A 21,097-nucleotide genomic window follows, 5' to 3' on the forward strand; every position below is an offset into this window, starting at 1 on the left:
GATTTGCTAACGATCTTTTTTTGCTTATTTTTTCCTAGATTGGCTAATTGCAATTAGCTACGAGCACTAGTCAGGTTCATTTTCTTTTCGAAGTAGTTCAGAAGCCGGGTCAAGATAAAGGTGACTACGAAGTAGATGCACATGGTGATGAACAGCGGCATGACGCCCCGGTAGGTAGCGGTTTGTACCAAACCAGTTTCGTACATCAATTCACCAACCCCGATTACTGAGACCAGTGAGCTGTCCTTGGTTAGGGTAATGAATTCGTTGCCCAGAGCTGGCCAGATGTTCTTTAAGGCTTGCGGGAAGACAACGTAGCGGTAAGTTTTGGCCTTAGAGAGCCCCAGAGAACGTGCTGCTTCGGTTTGACCTGGGTCAACAGAATTGATCCCGGACCGGATGTCTTCAGCCACGTAGGCCCCAGAGTTAAGCCCAATGGCGATAATCCCGGCAGCCAGGGCTGGCATGTTCTTGATCAGCATCCCCACGCCGAAATAGACAAACATGACTTGAACCATTTGCGGGGTCCCGCGGAGGAATTCAATGTAAACAACAGCAATGGCGTGCAGGATTGGGTTGTTGGACAAACGCATCAAAGCGAAGATCACGCCCAGGATCAAACCGATCGTGATGGAGCAGATGGTGATGATCATGGTGTAGCCAAGACCGGTAGCGAAGTAGCTGGAGTACTTGATCATGGAGTTGGACTTCTTGCTTGAAGCAGACTTCATGGCCTTGGCAGCAGCTGGGATGTACTTCTTGTTAAAGAGGTCTTGCTTTTGGCACTTGTTGATGGTCTTGTTGATGGCGCTAACCAAGTCGCTTTGGCCCTTGGCAACGCCGACCGCATTGCCCATTTGGGCTTGGCTGAGGCTGGATTTAACGAGGGCTAGGCTAGAGTCGTTAGTCTTGTAGGTCTTGGCGTTTAATTCACCAAGCAAAACGGCGTCAACCTTGCCAGACTTTAAAGCCATGAGCAGGTTGGAAATCTTGGCCAAGCCTTTAATCTTAATGCCGGAGGTCTTTTCGCTCTTCTTCAAGCTAGTGTATTGAAGAGAACCAGTTTGCGCCCCAACCGTCTTGCCCTTGAAGGAGCTAGTAGAAGTGTACTTAGCCTTGTTGGTCTTGTTGATGACGAAGTAGTCGGACTTTTCAGCGTAGTAGATCTTGGAGAAATCGATGCTCTTTTTACGTTCGCTAGTTGGGGTCATCCCGGAAATGATCACGTCGATCTTGCCAGTTTCTAGAGCCACCAGCAAAGAGTCAAAGTCCATGTTCTTGATTTCCAGCTTGACGCCTAGGTCTTTGGCAATTTGCTTGGCCAGTTCCACGTCAACGCCGACAAACTTGTTCTTGCCGTTGACGTTCTTGGTAAATTCCATTGGCGGATAGTCAGCGGACATGCCGACCACGATCTTGCCTGAGCTCTTGATCTTCTTCATGACCGTGCCAGCTGCGACTTTTTTGCTGGCGGCTTCAGCTGAAGAGGTGAGGGGGCTGGCTGCCAGCCCCATTAAAAAGAGAAAAATAATGGTAAAAATTTTGATGAGTTTTTTCATGTTCTTGCCTCGGTTTATGCTTCTAGGATCTTGTTCAAAAAGTCTTTCAAACGGTCATTTTGTGGGTGGTCAAAGACTTCGTCGGGGCTGCCTTTTTCTAGCAGGTAGCCGTCAGCCATAAACCAAACCTCATCAGAAACCTTGCGGGCAAAGCCCATTTCGTGGGTGACGACCACCATGGTCATGCCAGACTGGGCCAGTTCCTGCATGGTCTTTAATACTTCGCCGACCATTTCCGGGTCAAGGGCACTGGTTGGCTCGTCAAAGAGCATCATGTCGGGATTCATGGCTAGGGCCCGGGCAATAGCCACACGCTGCTGCTGGCCACCAGATAAACTAGCTGGGGCGTGGTCGGCAAAGTCGTCTAAGCCAACCTTTTGCAAGAGCTCATGAGCTAATTTGGTAGCAGACGCATCATCCATCCCCTTGACCTTCATTGGTGCCAATTTGATGTTTTCAATGACGCTCATGTTTGGGAACAAGTTGAAGCTTTGGAAGACCATGCCCATCTTTTGCCGCAGGTCGTCAAGCTGTTCTTCTTTTAAGTCGGTTAATTCCGTCCCTTCAAAAATAACCTGGCCACTGGTTGGCTTTTCCAGTAAGTTCAGACAACGCAAAAAAGTACTCTTCCCGGAACCAGATGGTCCGATAACCGTAATTACCTTGCCTTTTTCAATAACGGCGTTGATGTCCTTTAGGACTTCTTTATCGCCGTAGTTCTTCTTTAAGTGCTTAACCTCGATGATCTTGTTCATGTGTGATCCTTTTCTCTGATCTAAGGCAAAGCTGACTCTGGCAAGCTGTTTGGCTAATTAGAAAGAGTACTTTTAAATTCTGTAATAAAGTTAATAAGACTAGATAGACTATATAAGCGTATTACTGGATAAAAGAGTGACTGATTAGACAGACAAGTCGCTAGGTAGCAGTGCCTAATTAACGATGTTTGCGAATTGACTGCTAAAGCACCATCGAAGAGATGATCTTTAGCTTTGTCTGTTGCTCCTAGTCCTCATTGTAATTTGCTCCAATCTGTTTAAGGAAAAAATAAAAAATAAGAAATTTGATGTGTTCTTTTATTTATTTTTCATTTTAGCTTGAAAAAGGCAAAAATGCAAGAGAAAATACAATTTTCATGAAAATAAGGCAAAATAGGTGTAAAAGCATTGGATATTTATCATTTATGCATTATCCGTTAAAAAATAAACAGATAAGCCCTAAAGACTTAAGATTCTAAAAAGGAGACGGGCAAATTCTTGCAAAAATTATTTCTACTTGCTATCATTAGGGGCCAATAACAGCTAGGAGATGAATTTTTTTGAAAAAGATCAAAAGAAGCGGGATTGTCCACCAGGCGATTACAGTTGTTGTGATTGCCTTGGTCTTGACCATTGGGGTGGTGATCGGTCAGCACCTGCCAAGGCCAAGTAAAGAGCAGGTGACGGTAGCGACGGTTTCGGCTAAGCTGGAAGATATCGCTGAACTGTCAACGGAAAAATACACGTATACGGGGCTTTACAAAGTTTCGCAAGGACAAATTCCCTTTATTACCAAGAAGGGCTTTACCATGGTCTATACGGCCAACTTTAAGGCTGGCATCAAGGTCAAGCAGATGAAGATCAAGGTTAGCGACCAGCAGGTGACCGTAACCTTGCCCAAAGCGCAAATCTTGTCTAAGGCCATTGATGCTTCTTCCATCAAGTTCTATGACCAGAGCTACGCTTTGTTTAACTGGAACAAGAAAGAAGATGTAACGGATGCAGAAGCTGTTGCCTTGAAGAAGGCAACCAAGGTGGCGCAGAATGCTGGAATTACCAAGAAGGCTAACCAAAATGCCAAGAAAGTGGTCAAGCAGCTCTTAAAAGGGCAGTTAGATGGCAAAAAGCTGGTAATTCAAACCGCTTCTAGCAATTAAGCAAAAGAAGCAATGTCAAAAAAGGGCATAAAAAAAGACTTGCAGATGCAAGTCTTTTTTTAGTTCAATAACTAATTAAATTAGTCTTGAGCTGGGAAGAAGTCAAGGCGTTCGCCGTCGCCAAGTTGTTCTTCGATTCTAAGCAATTGGTTGTACTTTTCAACACGTTCTGAACGAGCTGGAGCACCAGTCTTCAATTGGCCACCGTTAGTAGCAACTGCGAAGTCAGCGATGAAGGTGTCACCAGTTTCACCTGAACGGTGAGAAATCATAGTGTTGTAACCGTGTTGACGTGAAATCCGGATAGTTTCCAAAGTTTCAGTTACAGTACCAATTTGGTTCAGCTTGATCAATGAAGCGTTACCTGCGCCTTCCTTGATAGCCTTTTCCAACAAACGTGGGTTGGTGCAGATAAAGTCGTCAAGAACGATTTGCAGACGGTCCTTGTGGCTTTGAGTGAACTTAACCATACCTTCAGTGTCGTTTTCGTCGTATGGGTCTTCCATTGAGATCAATTCTGGGAATTCTGCGAGCAACTTGTCGTAGTATTCTGCCAATTGGTCACCGTCAAGAACCTTGCCTTCCAGGTGGTACTTGCCGTCTTCCTTGTTGTAGTAGTATGAAGCAGCACAGTCGCAGGCGATAGCGATGTCTTCACCTGGAACGTAACCAGCACGTTCGATGGCTTCGTGCAATGCACGCAAAGCTTCTTCTGAGTCCTTCATGTTAGGTGCGAAACCACCTTCGTCACCCAAGCCAGTTTCGTAACCCTTTTCTTCCAAAACCTTCTTCAAGGTGTGGTAAGTGTTAACGATCTTTTCGAAGCCGTCACGGAATGAAGTCTTCTTAACTGGAGTGATCATGAATTCTTGGATGTCGATGCCGTTGTCAGCGTGTTCACCACCGTTGATAACGTTGTGGAAAGTTTGAGGCATTGACAAGTCAGTACCGCCAAGGTAACGGTAAAGAGGTTGGTGGGTAGCCTTAGCAGCTGCTACAGCAGTAGCCATTGAAGTACCCAAGATAGCGTTGGCGCCCAACTTACCCTTGTTTGGAGTACCGTCAAGTTCGATCATAGCCTTGTCGATAGCTGGTTGGTTGAATGGGTCAGCACCTTGCAGTTCGTTGTTGATAGCAGTGTTAACGTTGTTAACAGCCTTCATAACGCCCTTGCCGCCCAAACGTGAACCACCGTCACGCAATTCAACAGCTTCGTTTTCACCAGTTGAAGCACCTGATGGAACTTCAGCGCGGCCAACAATGCCGTTTGACAAAGTTACTTCAACTTCAACAGTTGGGTTACCACGTGAGTCAAAGATTTCTCTAGCATGAACGTTTTCAATAACAACCTTGGTCATTAAAAAATCCTCCTTAAAATACGCTAGTAGTTTGCTACCAGCAAGAGCATACGCTCTGTAATTATTTACAAGTTCATTATAGTATAAGTTTGTGAATCCGTAAACAGCGTATTTTTTGAAAGTGATTCCAAAAACGCTTTTTTACGCTTATTTTACTTTCTAAGAAAAAGATTTGACAAAAATGCCTGGAAGCGGTTCGTTAAAGATGCCTTTTTGTCAGCAAAAACTGTTAAAATAGAGGCAGAGGATCATGAGCTGATAGCAAAGTGAGGATTGAATAAAATGGAAAATGTTAGACTAATCGTGGACTCAAGCGCCAACACCTTGTCAGACCCTGCCCGCAATTTAGAGGTAGTACCATTGACTTTGACTTTTGGCGAAGAGAACCTGCTTGACGATGAAAATTTAAATATCAGCGACTTTTTAACCAAGATGGAGGTCAACCAAGAAGCGGGTAAGACCGCCGCACCCAGCATCCAGCGCTGGCTGGACGCTTTAGACGGGGCTGAGCAAGCCATTATCGTGACCATTACCAGTGGCATGTCGGGAACTTATTCTTCAGCTTTGCAAGCTAGAGATATCTACCTGGAAAGTCACCCCCTGGCCAAGATTATTGTGGTTGACTCCCGGTCGGCAGGGCCAGAGCTGGAGCTGATCATCGAAGGCATCGAAGAGATGCTGCAAGACCCGAAGCTGCGCTTTGCTGACCTAGAAAGCAAGATTGCTGAATACCGGACCAAAACGAGTTTGCTCTTTTTGTTACAATCTTTGAGAAATCTTTCCTTAAATGGCCGGGTGTCCCCAGCCGTGGCCAAGGTGGCGGGCCTGCTCAAGATCAACTTGATCGGGACGGCCAGCGTTGACGGTGACTTAAAGCCGCTGACCAAGGCCCGCGGGATGAAAAAGGCCCTCAAAGAGCTGGTAAAGCAAATGGAAGAAAACAAGTACCAAGGCGGCCGGGTAATCATCGATGAATGTGAAAACCTGGCAGATGCCGAAAAGCTCAAAGAGCTGATTTTGGAAAAGTATCCAGATGCCAAGATCACTATTCGCCCGATGCGGGGCCTGTGCTCTTTTTATGCAGAACGCGGCGGCTTGATGGTGGCTTTTGTTAATGCGTAGAGTTTAATAGTGTAAAAAAACGTCCAAGATGATTCTTGGACGTTTTACTTTTTCTATTTTCTATCTTTTATGCTATGTTCTACTCAATTTTTCTCTATTGTAAAAAGAGGGCGGCGTAGATGCTTTGAACGACCGTGAAGCAAAAGACCGATAAGGCAACAGCCCCTAAGACATCTGAAGGGTAGTGGGCCCGCAGGTTTAAGCGAGAGATAACTACAAAGAGCCAGTAGACTATCAGGAAAATGCCGAAATATTCTGGCAAGACCCGGCGAAGGAGGGCGTACAAGATGAGGCACATGGTCGTTGCACCTAAAACGTGGCCACTAGGGAAGCTGTATCCTTCTTCTTCAGACAGGTGGGCGTGGGGGCGGTTTCTCTTCACGATGTGCTTGATGACAAAGCCAGCCCCATCGGTGAAGCCTAAGGTTACCAAGGTCCACAGGGCTAATGGATAGTTGCCGTCATTTAAGAGAAGGCCTGCCAAGAGGACATCCCAGACGATGACTAATTTGGGCTCGTTGACAAAGGCAATGATTTTCCAAAAAATGTTTTTCTGCGTTTTTACTAATTTCTGGTGCAGGGCCTGATCGAAGCGGTTGAAGCTTGGTGAAAAAAGAATGTTGAGGATCAGCCACAGCAAGACGAAACCAGAGATAATTAATGAGATAATATCAATTCGCAAGTTTTCTCGTCCTTTTGCTATTCAAAGCCAGGAGTTAACCTAGCGTAAAAGTTCGGTATTACCGGAAATATTTTACACGTCCCAGAGAAGAAAAGCAACCTGCAAGAAAGCGGACACAAATGTGTGACCTTTTCTTGATGAAACCGCTTGCTATTTTAGAAAAGATTTGTTAAATTAATGGAGGCTGAAAAAATATCTGGACTTGGGAGTGGTCGATACATATTTTTACAAAAGCCTTGTGATGATAGGAGAAAAAAGCGCAATGAAGAAAACGATCAAGATGATGGCTAAGCAGGTGATCAAGCGAGAGCTTTTGCCAGATTTATTGGCGAATGAAGCGTTAGAAGAGAAGGTTACCATTGATAATAGCTACCGGATCAAGCCCAGCACCTTGTTTGCCTTTGACTGCCAGCTAAAGCCGATCCAGGATAAATACCAGACCGTGGTCTTTGATCAAGAAGAAGGGGTAATTTTATTAGAAAAAATGACCACCCGCAGTCTTTTTTATCAGGCCTATAAGACCGCACCCGACCGGGAATTGACCATCAAGAAGTTTCTTTCCCGGCTTTTGAACGTTACTGGTCAGCACGTTCAGGCTTTTGGCTCATATGCCTACTTTAGCTTTTTTTCCTTAAGAAACCGGCCTCTCGACCTGGTCAGCCTGCACCAGATGCGCCGCTTTGACTGCAGTCAGGAGATGGGACATTTCTTGACCCTGGACCGCCGCTACGCCTTTGAAACGCCGCTGCCAGCCAGAAAGGGCAGTGCCTGGACTCTTTTACAGGATGCAATTACCTTAAATGCAGCTTGTTTAGAATTGCTGCGGCAAAGAGCCAGCATGTGGGGCTGCCAATTAAAGACTAGCCGGCAAAAGAACCTGTTAACTGACCCAGCCTACCAGCGTTCTGATATTGTCACTTCTTTAAAAGGGGTCGATTTGTACCAGCTTTACCAAGAAGCCGACAGCAAGATCATCGATCTGTGTTCAGATTCTTTTTATCAAGAATTTGCCGACGAAATCGATAAAAAGTGCTGGAAGATCGGGGATTTGCATAATCTGCTGGCCAAGTGCAGCCGCAATTACATCGAGTTCAAATGAAAAAGCAGCCAATCGGCTGCTTTTTTTGAGCATATCTTGTTTATTAGACTAAATCTTGCCCCTTGATCCAGCTCAAGAGGTCTACGATATCTTGGTTGTCGCTGTCTTGAGCGGTAATGAAGCTGACGTTTGAAGACAATTCAGTAATGAATGGAATTCGCTTTAAGTCAGCGAAATTGTCATTGCTCAACTTGCCAACGTATGGCTGAATAGCGATGCCTTGGTGGGCCATGACCATCATGGCTTGAGCGACGACATTGTTGGCAAAGAAGATCCGGCTGTCCTTGCATTCTTGTTCAACCTTGTCTTGCATCAAGGTTACAAGCGGTGAAGAGCAGCTGAGATCCAAGAAGACCAGGTCGCTGCCGTTTAAGTCTTCGTCCGTCAATTCGTCTCTTTCAGCTAATGATGAGCCAGTTGGCACCAGAACGCACCACTTCAGTTTAGCCACGTCGGTTGTGTTGAAGATTGGGTATTTTGGCATGGCTTCAGGCGTTGACAAAACTAGATCCAGGTCGTGGGTAAACAGCTTGTCAAAAAGACGGGCATTGTCATCAACATAAAATTCGATGTTAACGTTTTGGTGGGTTTCCCGGTATTCCCGAACTAGACGCGGCAAAATGATTTGCTCAGCCAAGTTGCCGTTGAGCCCGATTCTAATTGTGACTTGCCCTTCTGACAGGGCAATGCGCTTAGCCTTGGTTACGGCAGTCCGGTAGTTGTTTAAGCCACTCTTAATGCTGTTGTACAGGGACCGGCCTGCTGGGGTCAGCAGCATTCTGCGGCGGGATCTGCTAAATAATTGGTAGCCAAGCTGCTTTTCAATTGATGAAATTGCCAAAGAAACGGCTGGCTGAGACATGTTCATGTTCTGAGCAGTTTTTGTGAAGCTCTGCGTTTCAGCAGCGCTGACAAAAATTTCTAAGTGTTCGATTCTCAAGGTAGTAAGCTCCTCATTCTAAAAAGATTGAAATGTTTTATCAACATGCAAAGTGAACAAACAGTTCTAATATAATCATAAATCAATTCTAACTAAAAAAAAACACCTGTTATTAAAAAAATGATAAAATCTGGCAAAAATCGGTGAATTCGTTTTATACTTGCATCTTGGTAACCTAAACTAACGGAAAAGATTATCTTGTAAGTCAGATTTAGAATTGATACTATGACTAAACTTTATTGCGAAATTAGCTAAATTGCAAGCAAAAAACTGGAAATCCTGGAAAAATTTAATGATTTTTATAATTTGATAAATTGATGGAATAACTAGGAATATAATATGATAAAATTGTGAAGCATACCCTGACAGAAAGAGGTAACTAGATGAAATATGTTTTTAAGTATCTAGGCGACTATCGCAAAGAAAGCATATTGGCACCACTTTTTAAGCTTTTGGAAGCTTTATTTGATTTATTTGTGCCAGTTGTCGTCGCCCGGATCATTGACCAGGGGATTAAGACCCATAACCGGCCATATATCTACGGTCAAGTAGGCTTGTTATTTTTACTGGCCTTTTTGGGAATTACGGCCAGCATCACGGCCCAGTGGTTTGCGGCCAAAGCCAGCGTTGGCTTGGCGACGAAGCTTAGACAGGTCACCTTTGATAAGGTTGAAAGCCTCAGCTTTGCCAAAATTGACCAGCTGTCGCCAAGCAGCCTGATTACCCGCTTGACCAGCGACATCAACCAGGTGCAAACCGGCTGCAACATGGCGCTGCGCTTGCTTTTACGGAGCCCCTTTATCGTTTTTGGCTCCATGATCGCGGCTTTTTTGATCAATGTCAAAGCAGCCTTGATCTTCTTAGTAGCCGTACCGCTCTTAGCGCTAGTGGTTTTTGGCATCATGCTGGTCAGCATCCCCTTATACCGCAAGGTGCAAAAAAGCTTAGACGAAATTACTCGCCTTACAACGGAAAACCTAACTGGCGTCCGCGTCATTCGGGCCTTCCGCAAGGAAAAGAGCGAGGTTGCCAAGTTTGATGCCAAGCTGACGGCCATGACCAAGCTGAACGAATTTGTCGGCCGCCTGTCAGTTGCCTTAAACCCGATTACCTATGTCATGATCAACCTGGCTATGATTGCCTTGATCTGGTTTGGCGGGCAGGAAGTGAATCAAGGGCAGATGGCGCAAGGACAGGTAGTTGCGCTTTATAACTACCTCGCCCAAATGATCGTAGAGCTAATCAAGTTAGCCAGCTTGATCATCACCATCAACCGAGCCTGGGCCTGCGGGGACCGGGTTGGCCAAGTTTTGGCCGTTGAAAACGACCTGACTTACCCAGATGCGGGTGTTAAGCCGCTCGACAATTCTCTAGCGGTTAACAATGCCAGCTTTAGCTATCCCGGCGCTGGTGCTCCCAGCTTGAGCAACATTACTTTTTCAGTTAAGCCGGGAGAAACGGTCGGCATCATCGGCGGGACCGGGAGCGGGAAGACTAGCTTAATCAACCTCTTGACCCGCTTTTATGACGTGACCAGCGGCAGCATTTTTTTAGGCGGAAAAAAGGTCCAAGATTATAGCAAGGCAGACCTGCTTGCTCAGTTTGCCCTGGTGCCGCAAAAAGCTCAGCTATTTAAAGGGACGATTAGAGACAATCTTTTATATGGGAATAGCCAAGCGAGCGATGACGATTTATGGGAAGCATTAAAAGCAGCGCAAGCCGCGGACTTTGTTTCCGGCAAAGAGGGCGGCCTGGACTTTGAACTCGAACAAGAAGGGCGGAATTTGTCTGGCGGGCAAAAGCAGCGCCTGACCATCGCTCGGGCTTTAGTCAAAAAAGCCGGTATCCTGCTTTTAGATGACAGTGACAGTGCGCTAGACTTAGCCACGTCTGCCAAGCTGCGGCAAAGTCTGGCTAAGCTGGATCCTAAGCCAACCACTATCCTGGTCTCGCAAAGAGCCAGTTCAGTCATGCAGGCTGACCAGATCTTGGTCTTAGACGATGGCCAATTGGCCGGTCAAGGGACACATGAAGAACTTTTGAAGACAAATCCCGTTTACCAGGAAATCTACTACTCACAGTTTCCTAAAAAAAGGAGGGTGAATAATGGCTAAGCAAAAAGTAAAGCAAAGCAATGCCCAAAGCTGGCAGGCGATAGGCAAGGTCTTGAAATTCATCAGCCGCTACCGCTTGCTGCTCTTTTTCAGCATCCTCTTGGCTGGCGTGTCCGTTTTGCTCCAGCTTTATGTTCCAATCGTTTTTGGGAATGCCATTGACCAGATTGTGGGCACTGGCAAGGTAGACTTTGCCAAAATCACTGGCTATTTAGGCCAGATTGCCGTTTTGATCGCCCTGTCAGCTGCGGCTTCTTGGGTCATGGGGTTGATCAACAACAAGCTGACCTACCAAACAGTGCAAGACATCCGGCAAAGAGCAATCCGGCAAATCCAAGTCTTGCCTTTGTCATACCTGGACAGCCACTCAAGCGGCGACATTGTTTCCCGGATTATTGCCGATACTGACCAGTTGTCAGATGGGCTGCTTTTAGGCTTTTCTCAGCTTTTTACCGGGATCGTGACCATTTTTGCAACCTTGGTCTTCATGTTTTCCAAGTCGGTCTTGATTACCTTCTTGGTCATCTTGCTGACGCCGCTCAGTTTCGTGGTAGCTCACTTTATCGCAGGACACTCTTACCAGATGTTCCGCCTTCAAAGCCAAACCCGCGGCACGCAGACCGCCCTCATCGAAGAGATGGTGGGCGGGGTCAAGGTAGTTAAGGCTTTTGGCTATGAACAAAGGGCCTCTAAGCGTTTTGCCAAAATCAACCAGCAGCTGCAAGAATACAGTCAAAAAGCAACCTTTTTCTCAAGCTTGACCAACCCGGCTACCCGTTTTATCAATTCCTTGATCTACGCCTTGGTGGCCTTAGCCGGTGCCTTAGCCATTATTGGCGGGCGCCTCACGGTTGGGGGGCTTAGTGCGCTTCTTAACTATGCCAACCAGTACATGAAGCCTTTTAACGACATCAGTTCTGTCGTGACCGAACTGCAAAATGCCGCGGCTTGCGCCAGCCGGGTCTTTGAATTGATTGAAAGAGAACCGGAAGTGGATGCAATCAGCTTAACTGGCCAAGAAAAGAAGCCGGATCTGAACTTGACAGCTGGGACCGTCAAGTTAGACCATGTTGACTTTGCCTATACGCCTGATAAGCCGTTAATTCGGGACTTTGACCTGACTGCCAAAAAGGGGATGCGGATCGCCTTGGTTGGGCCGACTGGCTGCGGGAAAACGACGACGATCAACCTCTTGATGCGCTTTTACGATGCCCAGCAGGGCGATATTTTGATTGATGACCAAAGCATTTACAGCGTAAATCGGCCATCTTTGCGGGAAAAGTTTGGCATGGTCTTGCAGGATACCTGGCTGGAAGAAGGCACAGTCAGAGACAACATTGCCTTTGGCAAGGAAGATGCAACTGATGAAGAAATCATTGAAGCCGCCAAAGAAGCCCGCAGCTGGGACTTTATCAAGCGCCTGCCTAAAGGCCTTGATACCGAGCTCTTGGCTGATAGTCTGAGTGCCGGGCAAAAGCAGCTCCTCTGCATTACCCGGGTCATGCTGGTCAAGCCGCCAATGCTGATTTTAGATGAAGCCACCAGCTCCATTGACACCAGAACCGAAATGCTGATCCAGAAGGCTTTTGACAAGCTGATGGAAGGGCGGACCAGCTTTGTGGTTGCCCACCGCTTATCGACAATCGTCAATAGTGACTTAATCTTAGTGATGAAGGATGGCCAGATCATTGAGCGGGGCCAGCACGAAGACTTGCTCGCTAAAAAAGGCTTTTACTACAAGCTTTACAACAGTCAGTTTGCTAAATTGGCTTAAAAGCTCTAACTTAATATTTTCTGATAGGATCACCGAAAAAGTAGGTGATCCTATTGCTTTTATGCTAAAATAATGAAAGAACAGCTTTAAAATTAAGCTTTACAAAGTTAGAAAGCGGAGATTGAGCATGAGGGATGAAAAGAAGATTAATCAAGAAGCCAAGATGCTGTTTTCTTTTATCTATGAACCTTTTATGGCTGCCAAAATTGGGGCTGATCACTTAGAACTTGTCTATGCCAATCACAAGCTGCGTGAATTATTGTCATGTCAGAATGACCAAGAACTGGCTAATTACCTTCAGTCTAACTTTTGGCAGAGCCTAGCCAAGAAAGTTGCCGATCAGTTGAAAGAGAAGGATAGTGCCAATCTCTGTAAGCTGCTTTTGACTGACCAGGCTGGCAAGAAGAAGCTGCTGAACCTGACGGTTAAAGAAGCGGAAGTTGGCGAAGAGAAGGTCCAGCTTTTTTACCTGCGGCCATTTTCCCTGCAAAAAGACCGGGTTACTGGCCTTCTGGACCTGCATTCCTTTAAAGAAGTTGCCCTAAGTCAAATCAAGGAACTAGCCAAGGCTGGCCAGCAAGTCTGTCTCATTTCCTTTGACCTGGTAGGGATGAAGGAATATAACAACAAGTTTGGCTACCAAAAAGGCGATGACTTGCTGCACTTTGTTGGCCAAACCATTAAAGACTGCTTTGGTGAATTTGCTTCTACTAGAGCGGTTGAAGACCGCTTTTATGCCTTTGGCTCGGTTGAAGGCCTGGAAGAGCAGCTGAGAAAACTGGCTGACCAGATCAAGACCCGGCGGGAAGTCCGGATTGGGGTCAGAAAGTTTGTCTATGGTCAAGACGACTTTACCGCGGCGCTGAACCAAGCACGGATTGCCGGCGAAAGTCTGGACAATCCTAATGAATCTGGAGTTGTCTACTACGATGACCGGATGAGCAGGAAATTCCAGATGCAGGAATACCTGTTAAGCCACTTAGATGAGGCCTTAGAAAAGGGCTGGATCCAGGTTTACTACCAGCCGGTTGTCCGCACCTTGAGCCGAAAGGTCTGCAACCTGGAAGCCTTAAGCCGCTGGATTGACCCACAGTATGGCTTTATTTCACCTGGCGTCTTTATCCCGGTTTTAGAAGAAGCCAACTTATCTCACAAGCTGGACTTGTACGTGGTTAGAAAAGTCACCGAAATGATGAATGAGCGCTTTGACAAGGGGCAGGCGATTGTGCCGGTTTCCGTCAATATTTCTCGCTCAGACTTTACCAGCATCGACCCCGTGGCCGAAGTAGCCAAAATTGTCGACAGCCATCATTTAGGCCATGACCTGCTTCCAATCGAAATCACGGAAACAGCTGTCATGCGTAGCCGGGAAGAAATCGTCCAAGCGATCGACCGCTTCCAAAAGCTCGGCTTTAAGGTTTGGATGGATGACTTCGGGAGCGGCTATTCATCTTTGAATGCCTTAAAGGACTTTAAGTTTAATGAGATCAAGATTGACATGAACTTCATGCGCAACTTTAATGAGCGCTCGAAGAAAATCGTGTCTAAAGCTATCTCCATGGCCAAGTCTTTAGGCATCCACACCCTGTGTGAAGGGGTCGAGACCAAGCAACAGCTTGATTTTTTGAGCGACTGCGGCTGCGAGCGGATCCAGGGCTTTTACTACAGCAAGCCTCTGCCTTATAAGGAGCTGGAGCCGAACTTGATTTTTAAAAAGCTGCCTTTTGAAAATGAGGAAGAAGCCCGCATGTACAACCGTGCGGGCAAGATCGACGTGATGGTGGCCCAGCCGCTAGCCATCTATTCCTACGACGGGACTGACTGCCGGTCGCTTTTTGCGAATAAGAGTCTCCAAGACTTCTTCAAGCAAAATAAGCTTGGGGATGATTTTGTCCAAAGCGAGCGCTTCTTGAAATTGGCTGAAAGAGCAATTTACTCCCACCAAAAGGTTTCTAAGACCTTTGTCTACGGCAACCACTACTACCAAATTTCCTTTAAACCGGTGGCTGAAGGCCGCAATAATTGCCTGCTCTTAATGATGGTTGATGGGATGGTGAGCGAGCTTGAGGAAAGAGAGCTTAATCTCGATACCTCTTTAAAGAATATTTTGCCAATTTACAATCGCATTTACCTGCTGGATTATGCTCAAGACGAATGGAAGGTCTTAACCAGTGACCTGCCAGGGGAAAAGGGCGGCTTAAGCATCCACGGCATTCGGGACTTTTCTGTCGACTATGGTCTGCGCTGCATCATGCACGATGACTTGTCCAAGTGGCGGAACCTGCTTGATTATCAGGCTTTGAGTGACATTTTTAAACAACAAGATAAAAACTGGTTCACGGTCAGTTTGAGAACGCAAACCAGCGTTGAAAACTATGTCTGGACCGACTACACCATCATCAAGGTCAAAGAAAACCAGATCATGCTTTTGGTCAAGATCGACACCAATGCTGAAGAAAATCAGCGTGAAGACTTGATGAAGAACATCCTTAAGGGCCAGCAGCGGGGGCTTGATTCCTCCTTTGGCAATGCTCAAAGCAGGGTTTGGCAAACCCTGCTTGATGAAAGCAATATCAAGTTATTCTGGAAGGATACTCAGCGCCGCTTTGTTGGGGTCAGCCAGGCTTTTCTGGACTTTTACGGCTTTAAGAGTGCCAGTGAGATCATTGGCAAGACTGATGACCAGATTGGCTGGCACGTCAGCAATAAGCCTTTTAGAGAAGACGAGCTGATGGTCCTAGAAGAAGGCCGGGCAATTATCAATGCCAAGACCACCATGGTCTTTGATGGGGTAATTCAGCCCATCCATGCGTCGAAGTTCCCGATTTTTGACAATGGCAAGGTGGTTGGTCTGGTCGGCTACTTTGAAACGGAAAATCTGCAAAGAGAAAAGAAGTTGCCAGCCAAAAGTCAGCCGCTAGTTGACAATATGGCCAATGTTTTAAACTCGAACAGCTTGGTTCCAGAAATCATCAAATATGATGATGCCTATAAGAAGAACGGACAAGACTATGTTGCCTGCTGGATTGAAATCAGCAACTTTGACCAGCTGAAAATGGCAAATGGTCAGCGCTTTACCAGCCAGCTGATTGACCAATGCGCCAAGGCCATCAAGAATGAGATGGGGACCAGCTCCATCATTGGCCGGATTAAAGATGCTTCCTTTGTCGTAATCAGCAACTTGCTAGGCAAACAAGAAATACTGGCTGAAAGCAAAGACGTGGTAAATGAACTGAGAAATATTCATGAGGTGGCGGGAATCTCTTGTGACCTCAAGCCCCTCTTTGGCCTAGCGCTTGGCTCAGAAGCCGAAAACGGCATTGAAGCCGTCAACTTGGCCTTATACCGTAGTCAAAGTGAACAAAAAATCTCCTTTGATTCCTTTGATGAGTACCTGGACCTGCCGCTCCCAATGATCATCTATAAGCCAGTCTTTAATGCCCGGGGCGACCAGGTTGTGGATGGCATCTTGATTTTTGTCAATGAATGCTATCTGGAACTATATGGGGCCAACAAGGATGAACTCCTGGGCCGGCGTTACCGCGAAATGCTGAAGGGATATCCGGACTGGCTAGCAACTAGCGGTCAGGCCATTAAAGGCCGCAGCGTTCAGGGCCAATGCTATGACCGGGGGATGCGCTCCTGGGTCAACTACTATACTAAAGCGGCAACTTTGCCTGACTGCGTGGTAACGGTCTTTACTGCTAATCGCGGTGATGACCGTCAGCTAAGAAGGGTTGCGTCGACTTCAGAAGAATACTTTGCTGTACGCTCTTACCTCCTTGACGACCACCAGTACTTTAATGCCATCCAGAAGGCTCTTAAAGAACTTGGTGAAGTTACCAGAGCCAGCCATGCGGCCTTGATTGAAATTGACCAGACGACCATGACTATTAACTATGAATGGGCCAAGGACAAACCGTTTAAAGCTGATTTGCAAAGGGTTAACTTGCAATTATTTGAACCGTTCAAAAAGATCCTGGATCAAGAAGACGTTTTGCGGGTTAAGGATCTAGATGAGTTCATGAAGGCCTATCCAGAGATTGATCAGCGCCTCAGCTTTTTGGATAGCTACCAGTTAGAAAATCTGCTGATTGTTCCTGTTAGAGACGATGAAAAACACGATATCGCCTACTTGATATTGACAGATTACTTTGACCAAGGGGATCTCGATCCGGAAACCATGCTGTGGCATCTTGCGCCAATCTTTATGAAGAAGCTCCGCGATGCGGTCTATAGAATGGATCAAAATGAACAAGACTAAAAAATAAAAGCAGTCATCATTAGATGACTGCTTTTTGCTCTACTTAGTTTTTGTGTAGTGATTGATGTTTTTGGCTATTTTCTAATCAAAAAGTTTGATCCCTTAGTCTTGTAGCTGAAGCCTTCGCCGATAGCTTCGGTAGCATCAAAGAAGGTGATGAAGGCCTTGGGATCTTCGGCCTTGACTATTTTTTTCAGCTTCGGGATTTCCTTCGGCTCTAAAACCAGGTAAATCACGTGCTGCTTTTCGTTAGAATATCCGCCTTCAGCGTTAATGTAGGTAAAGCCGCGCTCTAGTTCCAGGTCGATCAGCTTGGCAATCTCCTGATATTTTTGGGAGATGATGAAGGCTCCGCGAGCTCTACGGCCACCTTCAGCGATCATGTCTAGGACTTTGGTCAAGATGTAGCAAGAAACCATGGTATAGCCCACATGGTAAAAGTCTAGGTAAGACAGCGAGCAAAAGAGAGCAAGCATGTCTAAGGCCAGCATTCCGTTGCCTGGCGCAATGCCGTATTTTTCTTGGACGATCCGGGCGATAATGTCGCTGCCCCCGGTCGTTCCGTTATAGCGAAAAACTAGACCCAGGCCAAGGCCTGATACGCATCCGGCCGTCACCGTGGCCAAGAAGGGGTCGTGATGAAGCGGAACTTGTTTTATAATAGATTGCAGAGACCACGCATTAAGGAATAAGGAAAGGCAAAGGGTCCCCCAGGCTGTATAGATCATGGCTCTCTTGCCCATGTATTTTAAGCCAAGAATAATCAAGGGGATGTTGATGATGAAGGTGCTGATCCCGGGATTGATCCCCCAGAAGTGCCGAATGATCAAGGTGAAGCCGGATAGGCCCCCGTCAGCCAGCTTGTTGGGGATGGAGACCATGTCCACGCTAAAGGCGTAGATGGCTGCACCAAGTGCAATCATGATTAGATCAATCGTATTGCTAAATGTCCATTTCAAAGATGACTTAGACATTATAATTACTCCTTTCTAATTAACCCCATGCGTAATCAATTGTAACAAATAATTATGAAGATGGAGAAGTTGAAGTAAAAGATGAAGATAAATAATTTACCCGAAGTCTTTTTAAAAGCCCAGCCAGTTTTGCAAGCCTTGGAAGATGCCGGCTTTGAAGCCTACTTTGTCGGCGGCTGCGTCCGGGACTTGCTTTTAGACCGCCACATCCACGACGTCGATATTGCTACTAGTGCCTACCCCGAAGAAGTCAAGAATACTTTTGCCAAAAGCATCGATACCGGCATCCAGCACGGGACGGTGACCGTCTTGTATGGCGGAGAAGCTTATGAAATTACGACTTTTAGAACCGAATCGGGCTACCAGGACTTCCGCCGGCCCGACAAGGTAACCTTTGTCCAAAACCTAGAAGAAGACCTGAAGCGGCGGGACTTTACCATCAACGCCTTGGCCATGAACCTGTCAGGAGAAATCGTGGACCTCTTTGATGGGCTTGGCGATTTGCAGAAAAAGGTTATCAAGGCAGTGGGCGTGGCTGAAGACCGCTTCCACGAAGATGCGCTTCGGATGATGCGGGCGGTCCGCTTCATGAGCCAGCTGAATTTTGCGCTTGAGGAAAAAACGGAGGCAGCGATTGCCGACAACCACGAGCTCTTAAGCAAGATTTCGGTGGAAAGAATTAGAGAAGAGCTAGTCAAATTGGCCCTAGGGCCAAACAGCCAGGAGGCTTTTGGCAAGTTTATTGATACCGGCCTGAGCGGCGAATGCCCAGGCTTAGCCGGCCAAGAAGAAAAGCTGCGGGTCTTTACCCAACTCAAGGGCAAGATCACTGATGAGGCGGTTTTCTGGGCACTTTTAGCCTTGATCATCAACCTGCCGGCTAACAAGGTTACTTCCTTTATGCGGACCTGGAAAAATTCTAACGCCATGGGTCAAGAAGCCAAAGCGATCGTGACGGCCTTTGACCAGGTAACCATGGGCGAAGTCAGCGACTGGGACTTGTTTATTTTTGGGCAAAATGCCTTAACTAAGGCACTTGAAGCAGCCACCCTCCTGGGTCAGCCGGTCTCCAGTCAAAGCCTGCTGGACCGCTATCAAGCCTTGCCAATCAAGGATAAAGGCGAATTAGCTATCGATGGCGGCTGGCTGATCAAGAGGGGCGTCAAGCCCTCTCCAGCTTTAGGCTACCTGTTAGACCGGGCTTTAAAAGGCGTCGTTTTGGGGCAGGTGGCCAATGACGAAAAAAGCCTGGCAGCATTTTTAGACATCTAAGCTAAAAAATTGAGCAAGCAAAAAAGCGCCATTTGGCGCTTTTTGTTTGTACAATTAAACATAGAGCAAGACTGAGAAAAACATCAAAATTGAGCCCAGTAAGACAAAGAAGTGCCAGATGACGTGGCTAAAGGCCAGACCTCGCATGGAGAAAAAGAGGCAGCCGAAGGTATAGGCGATCCCGCCCCCAACTAGGAGCCAAAAGCCGGTCGAACCCAAGCGGCTATATAGCTGGCTGCCTGCCAAGATGACCATCCAGCCCATGGCGATGTAAAGAATGGTGTCCAAGATGGTGTGCTTGCCCTGGTTGAAGATGTAGTAAAGGATCCCGGTGACTGCTAAGGCCCAGATAATGCCAAACATGACCCAGCCCTTGGCCCCGCCGATCGCGACCAGCGTATAAGGAGTGTAAGAACCGGCAATGGCAATGTAAATGGAGGAATGGTCAAAGATCTGGAAGACTTTCCGCGCTTTGGTAAAAATCAGGCTGTGGTAAAGGGTGGAAAAAAGGTAGAGCAAGACCATGCAGGAGCCGTAAATGGTGAAGGTGGTGACTCTCAAGGCGCTGCCGGTGTGGGCGGCATGGACGATCAAGATAACCAGGCCGGCAACCGCCAGGCCAAAGCCAATGCCATGGACGACAGCTGACAGGACATTGTCAACGATTAGGTATTTTTTGGAGCGGTCAGGGACCGGTTGCCAAAGATTTTTTGTCATTAGTCAAAAGTTCCTTTCGTTTAAGTCAATTAGCTTAATTTTTTCGTAAAAACTTTGTTATACTAAATCATGTATTAATTTAGATTCTATCATACTCACCATTTTTGGTAAGATGATTTGGAAATTGAGGTCAGTAAATTGTCGAAAATCAAGATTATGACAGACTCTTCAGTACAACTGAGTTCTGCAGAAATTGAAAAGTATGGGATAACCGTTGTGCCTTTATCAGTCACGATTGACGGACACACTTATACTGATGGAGTGGACATTACCCGGGCCAACTTTATCCAAAAAATGGACGAAGCCAAAGCCTTGCCAAAGACCAGTCAACCGCCAGTTGGTCTTTTTGTGGAAAGAATGAAGGAATTAACCGCTGACGGCAGTGAAGTTCTTGGCATCTTCATGGCCAAGTGCCTGTCTGGTACGGTTGATTCTGCCAGACAAGCCGCTGAGCTGGTCGAAGGCAAGATCACGGTTATTGACTGCGGCTATACCGACCGCTCTCAAGGCTACTACTGCCTGGCTGCTGCTAAAGATGCCGCTGCTGGCAAGAGCATGCAGGAAATCCTGGACCACTTAGAGACGATCGGGCAAAACATGCACCTGGAAATGATGGTGCCAAACTTGAAGAACATCTTAGCTGGAGGTCGTCTGGGCCGCTTGGCTGGCCGGGCAATTTCGGCTTTGAACTTCCACGTTGGCTTGACCATGAAAGAGGGCAAGATGAACGTGCCTTACCGCGGCCGCGGCAAGAAGTTTATCAAGAAGTTTGACGACATGCTGGTGGACCAAATCCGTGACCTTGGCGACCAAGTCAAGTACGTGGGCATTTCCTACGTTGACACGCCAGAAGCAATGGCAGAACTAGGCAAGCGCTTTGAAGAGGCTAACCCTAACGTGGAAGTCTTCATTCAAGAGACGAGTCCGATCATCATCACGCATGCTGGCCATGAAGCATACGCAGTCATGTTTTACACTGAATAAGCTAATAAAGCTAAAAGGTTAAAGATAGAGGTTGATTTTTATGGCATATCGGCAGAGCTTTTACCAATTCTTGATGACGCTGAGAAATCCTGACTCAAATGAGGATATTGCGGCTTTTGCCAATAATGCTCAATTTGACTCAACTTTTCCAAGGCATGAGCAAGACTACGAGAAATTGTCAGAATACTTGGAAGAAAACGCAGCTTACCTGCCCAGCATGACGATTTTTGACGAAGCTTATCAAGAATATAAAGATAAAATGCAATACTAGGAATGATAAAGGGAGCCTCGGCTTCCTTTTCTAGCGTTTATGAATAAAAAAGAGG

General features: G+C 46.6%; 16 protein-coding genes. 9 read left to right on the forward strand and 7 right to left on the reverse strand.

The window, feature by feature from the left end; translation table 11 throughout:
- Window positions 1-53: 53 nt before the first annotated feature.
- Entirely contained in the window at window positions 54-1,559 is a 1,506-nt protein-coding gene (locus ACI4WN_RS09120; RefSeq protein WP_439777904.1) for an ABC transporter substrate-binding protein/permease, read from the reverse strand.
- Between the two features lie 14 nt (window positions 1,560-1,573).
- A complete protein-coding gene (locus ACI4WN_RS09125) occupies window positions 1,574-2,314 on the reverse strand; it encodes an amino acid ABC transporter ATP-binding protein (RefSeq protein ID WP_439777905.1) in 741 nt (246 codons plus the stop codon).
- A 560-nt stretch (window positions 2,315-2,874) separates the two neighbouring features.
- On the opposite strand from ACI4WN_RS09125, the gene ACI4WN_RS09130 reads away from it, so the two are divergent.
- Window positions 2,875-3,471 (forward strand): DUF4230 domain-containing protein, encoded by a 597-nt coding sequence (locus ACI4WN_RS09130; protein ID WP_439777906.1) that lies wholly within the window; start codon window positions 2,875-2,877, stop codon window positions 3,469-3,471.
- 80 nt (window positions 3,472-3,551) lie between these two features.
- Here ACI4WN_RS09130 and eno read toward each other — a convergent pair whose 3' ends face one another.
- Window positions 3,552-4,829 (reverse strand): phosphopyruvate hydratase, encoded by a 1,278-nt coding sequence (gene eno, locus ACI4WN_RS09135; RefSeq protein WP_439777907.1) that lies wholly within the window; start codon window positions 4,827-4,829, stop codon window positions 3,552-3,554.
- A gap of 282 nt (window positions 4,830-5,111) precedes the next feature.
- Here eno and ACI4WN_RS09140 point away from each other — a divergent pair, with 282 nt between their 5' ends.
- Window positions 5,112-5,951, forward strand: coding sequence for a DegV family protein (locus ACI4WN_RS09140; protein ID WP_439777908.1), 840 nt, complete (start codon window positions 5,112-5,114; stop codon window positions 5,949-5,951).
- A 94-nt stretch (window positions 5,952-6,045) separates the two neighbouring features.
- Here the strand turns inward: ACI4WN_RS09140 and ACI4WN_RS09145 are convergent, their stop codons facing one another.
- Window positions 6,046-6,633 (reverse strand): phosphatase PAP2 family protein, encoded by a 588-nt coding sequence (locus tag ACI4WN_RS09145; protein ID WP_439777909.1) that lies wholly within the window; start codon window positions 6,631-6,633, stop codon window positions 6,046-6,048.
- A 262-nt stretch (window positions 6,634-6,895) separates the two neighbouring features.
- Between ACI4WN_RS09145 and ACI4WN_RS09150 the strand changes: the two genes are divergently transcribed.
- The gene (locus tag ACI4WN_RS09150) at window positions 6,896-7,732 is read left to right on the forward strand and encodes a hypothetical protein (protein WP_439777910.1); all 837 of its coding nucleotides are present in this window, start codon (window positions 6,896-6,898) and stop codon (window positions 7,730-7,732) included.
- A 43-nt stretch (window positions 7,733-7,775) separates the two neighbouring features.
- Here the strand turns inward: ACI4WN_RS09150 and ACI4WN_RS09155 are convergent, their stop codons facing one another.
- On the reverse strand, window positions 7,776-8,672 hold the full coding sequence (locus ACI4WN_RS09155; RefSeq protein ID WP_439777911.1) for a LysR family transcriptional regulator: 897 nt from the start codon (window positions 8,670-8,672) through the stop codon (window positions 7,776-7,778).
- 383 nt (window positions 8,673-9,055) lie between these two features.
- Here ACI4WN_RS09155 and ACI4WN_RS09160 point away from each other — a divergent pair, with 383 nt between their 5' ends.
- From ACI4WN_RS09160 to ACI4WN_RS09170, 3 genes are all read left to right on the forward strand, one after another.
- Window positions 9,056-10,786, forward strand: coding sequence for an ABC transporter ATP-binding protein (locus tag ACI4WN_RS09160; protein ID WP_439777912.1), 1,731 nt, complete (start codon window positions 9,056-9,058; stop codon window positions 10,784-10,786).
- The gene (locus ACI4WN_RS09165) at window positions 10,779-12,560 is read left to right on the forward strand and encodes an ABC transporter ATP-binding protein (RefSeq protein WP_439777913.1); all 1,782 of its coding nucleotides are present in this window, start codon (window positions 10,779-10,781) and stop codon (window positions 12,558-12,560) included. The genes ACI4WN_RS09160 and ACI4WN_RS09165 overlap by 8 nt, the downstream gene beginning before the upstream one ends.
- Window positions 12,561-12,687: 127 nt before the next feature.
- Entirely contained in the window at window positions 12,688-16,824 is a 4,137-nt protein-coding gene (locus tag ACI4WN_RS09170; protein WP_439777914.1) for an EAL domain-containing protein, read from the forward strand.
- Between the two features lie 74 nt (window positions 16,825-16,898).
- Here the strand turns inward: ACI4WN_RS09170 and ACI4WN_RS09175 are convergent, their stop codons facing one another.
- Window positions 16,899-17,798, reverse strand: a complete 900-nt coding sequence (locus ACI4WN_RS09175) for a YitT family protein (protein WP_439777915.1) — start codon at window positions 17,796-17,798, stop codon at window positions 16,899-16,901.
- Window positions 17,799-17,879: 81 nt separating this feature from the next.
- Between ACI4WN_RS09175 and ACI4WN_RS09180 the strand changes: the two genes are divergently transcribed.
- Window positions 17,880-19,070, forward strand: coding sequence for a CCA tRNA nucleotidyltransferase (locus ACI4WN_RS09180; protein WP_439777916.1), 1,191 nt, complete (start codon window positions 17,880-17,882; stop codon window positions 19,068-19,070).
- Between the two features lie 54 nt (window positions 19,071-19,124).
- Here the strand turns inward: ACI4WN_RS09180 and trhA are convergent, their stop codons facing one another.
- On the reverse strand, window positions 19,125-19,787 hold the full coding sequence (gene trhA, locus ACI4WN_RS09185; RefSeq protein ID WP_439777917.1) for a PAQR family membrane homeostasis protein TrhA: 663 nt from the start codon (window positions 19,785-19,787) through the stop codon (window positions 19,125-19,127).
- Window positions 19,788-19,925: 138 nt separating this feature from the next.
- Between trhA and ACI4WN_RS09190 the strand changes: the two genes are divergently transcribed.
- Both ACI4WN_RS09190 and ACI4WN_RS09195 read left to right on the forward strand, forming a co-directional pair.
- Window positions 19,926-20,771 carry a DegV family protein gene (locus tag ACI4WN_RS09190; RefSeq protein ID WP_439777918.1) on the forward strand — a complete coding sequence of 282 codons (846 nt, stop codon included), beginning with the start codon at window positions 19,926-19,928 and terminating at the stop codon, window positions 20,769-20,771.
- Between the two features lie 40 nt (window positions 20,772-20,811).
- Window positions 20,812-21,042 (forward strand): YozE family protein, encoded by a 231-nt coding sequence (locus ACI4WN_RS09195; protein WP_008459960.1) that lies wholly within the window; start codon window positions 20,812-20,814, stop codon window positions 21,040-21,042.
- Window positions 21,043-21,097 lie beyond the last annotated feature (55 nt).

It is taken from the genome of Lactobacillus sp. (genome assembly GCF_051893255.1).
GTDB lineage: Bacteria > Bacillota > Bacilli > Lactobacillales > Lactobacillaceae > Lactobacillus.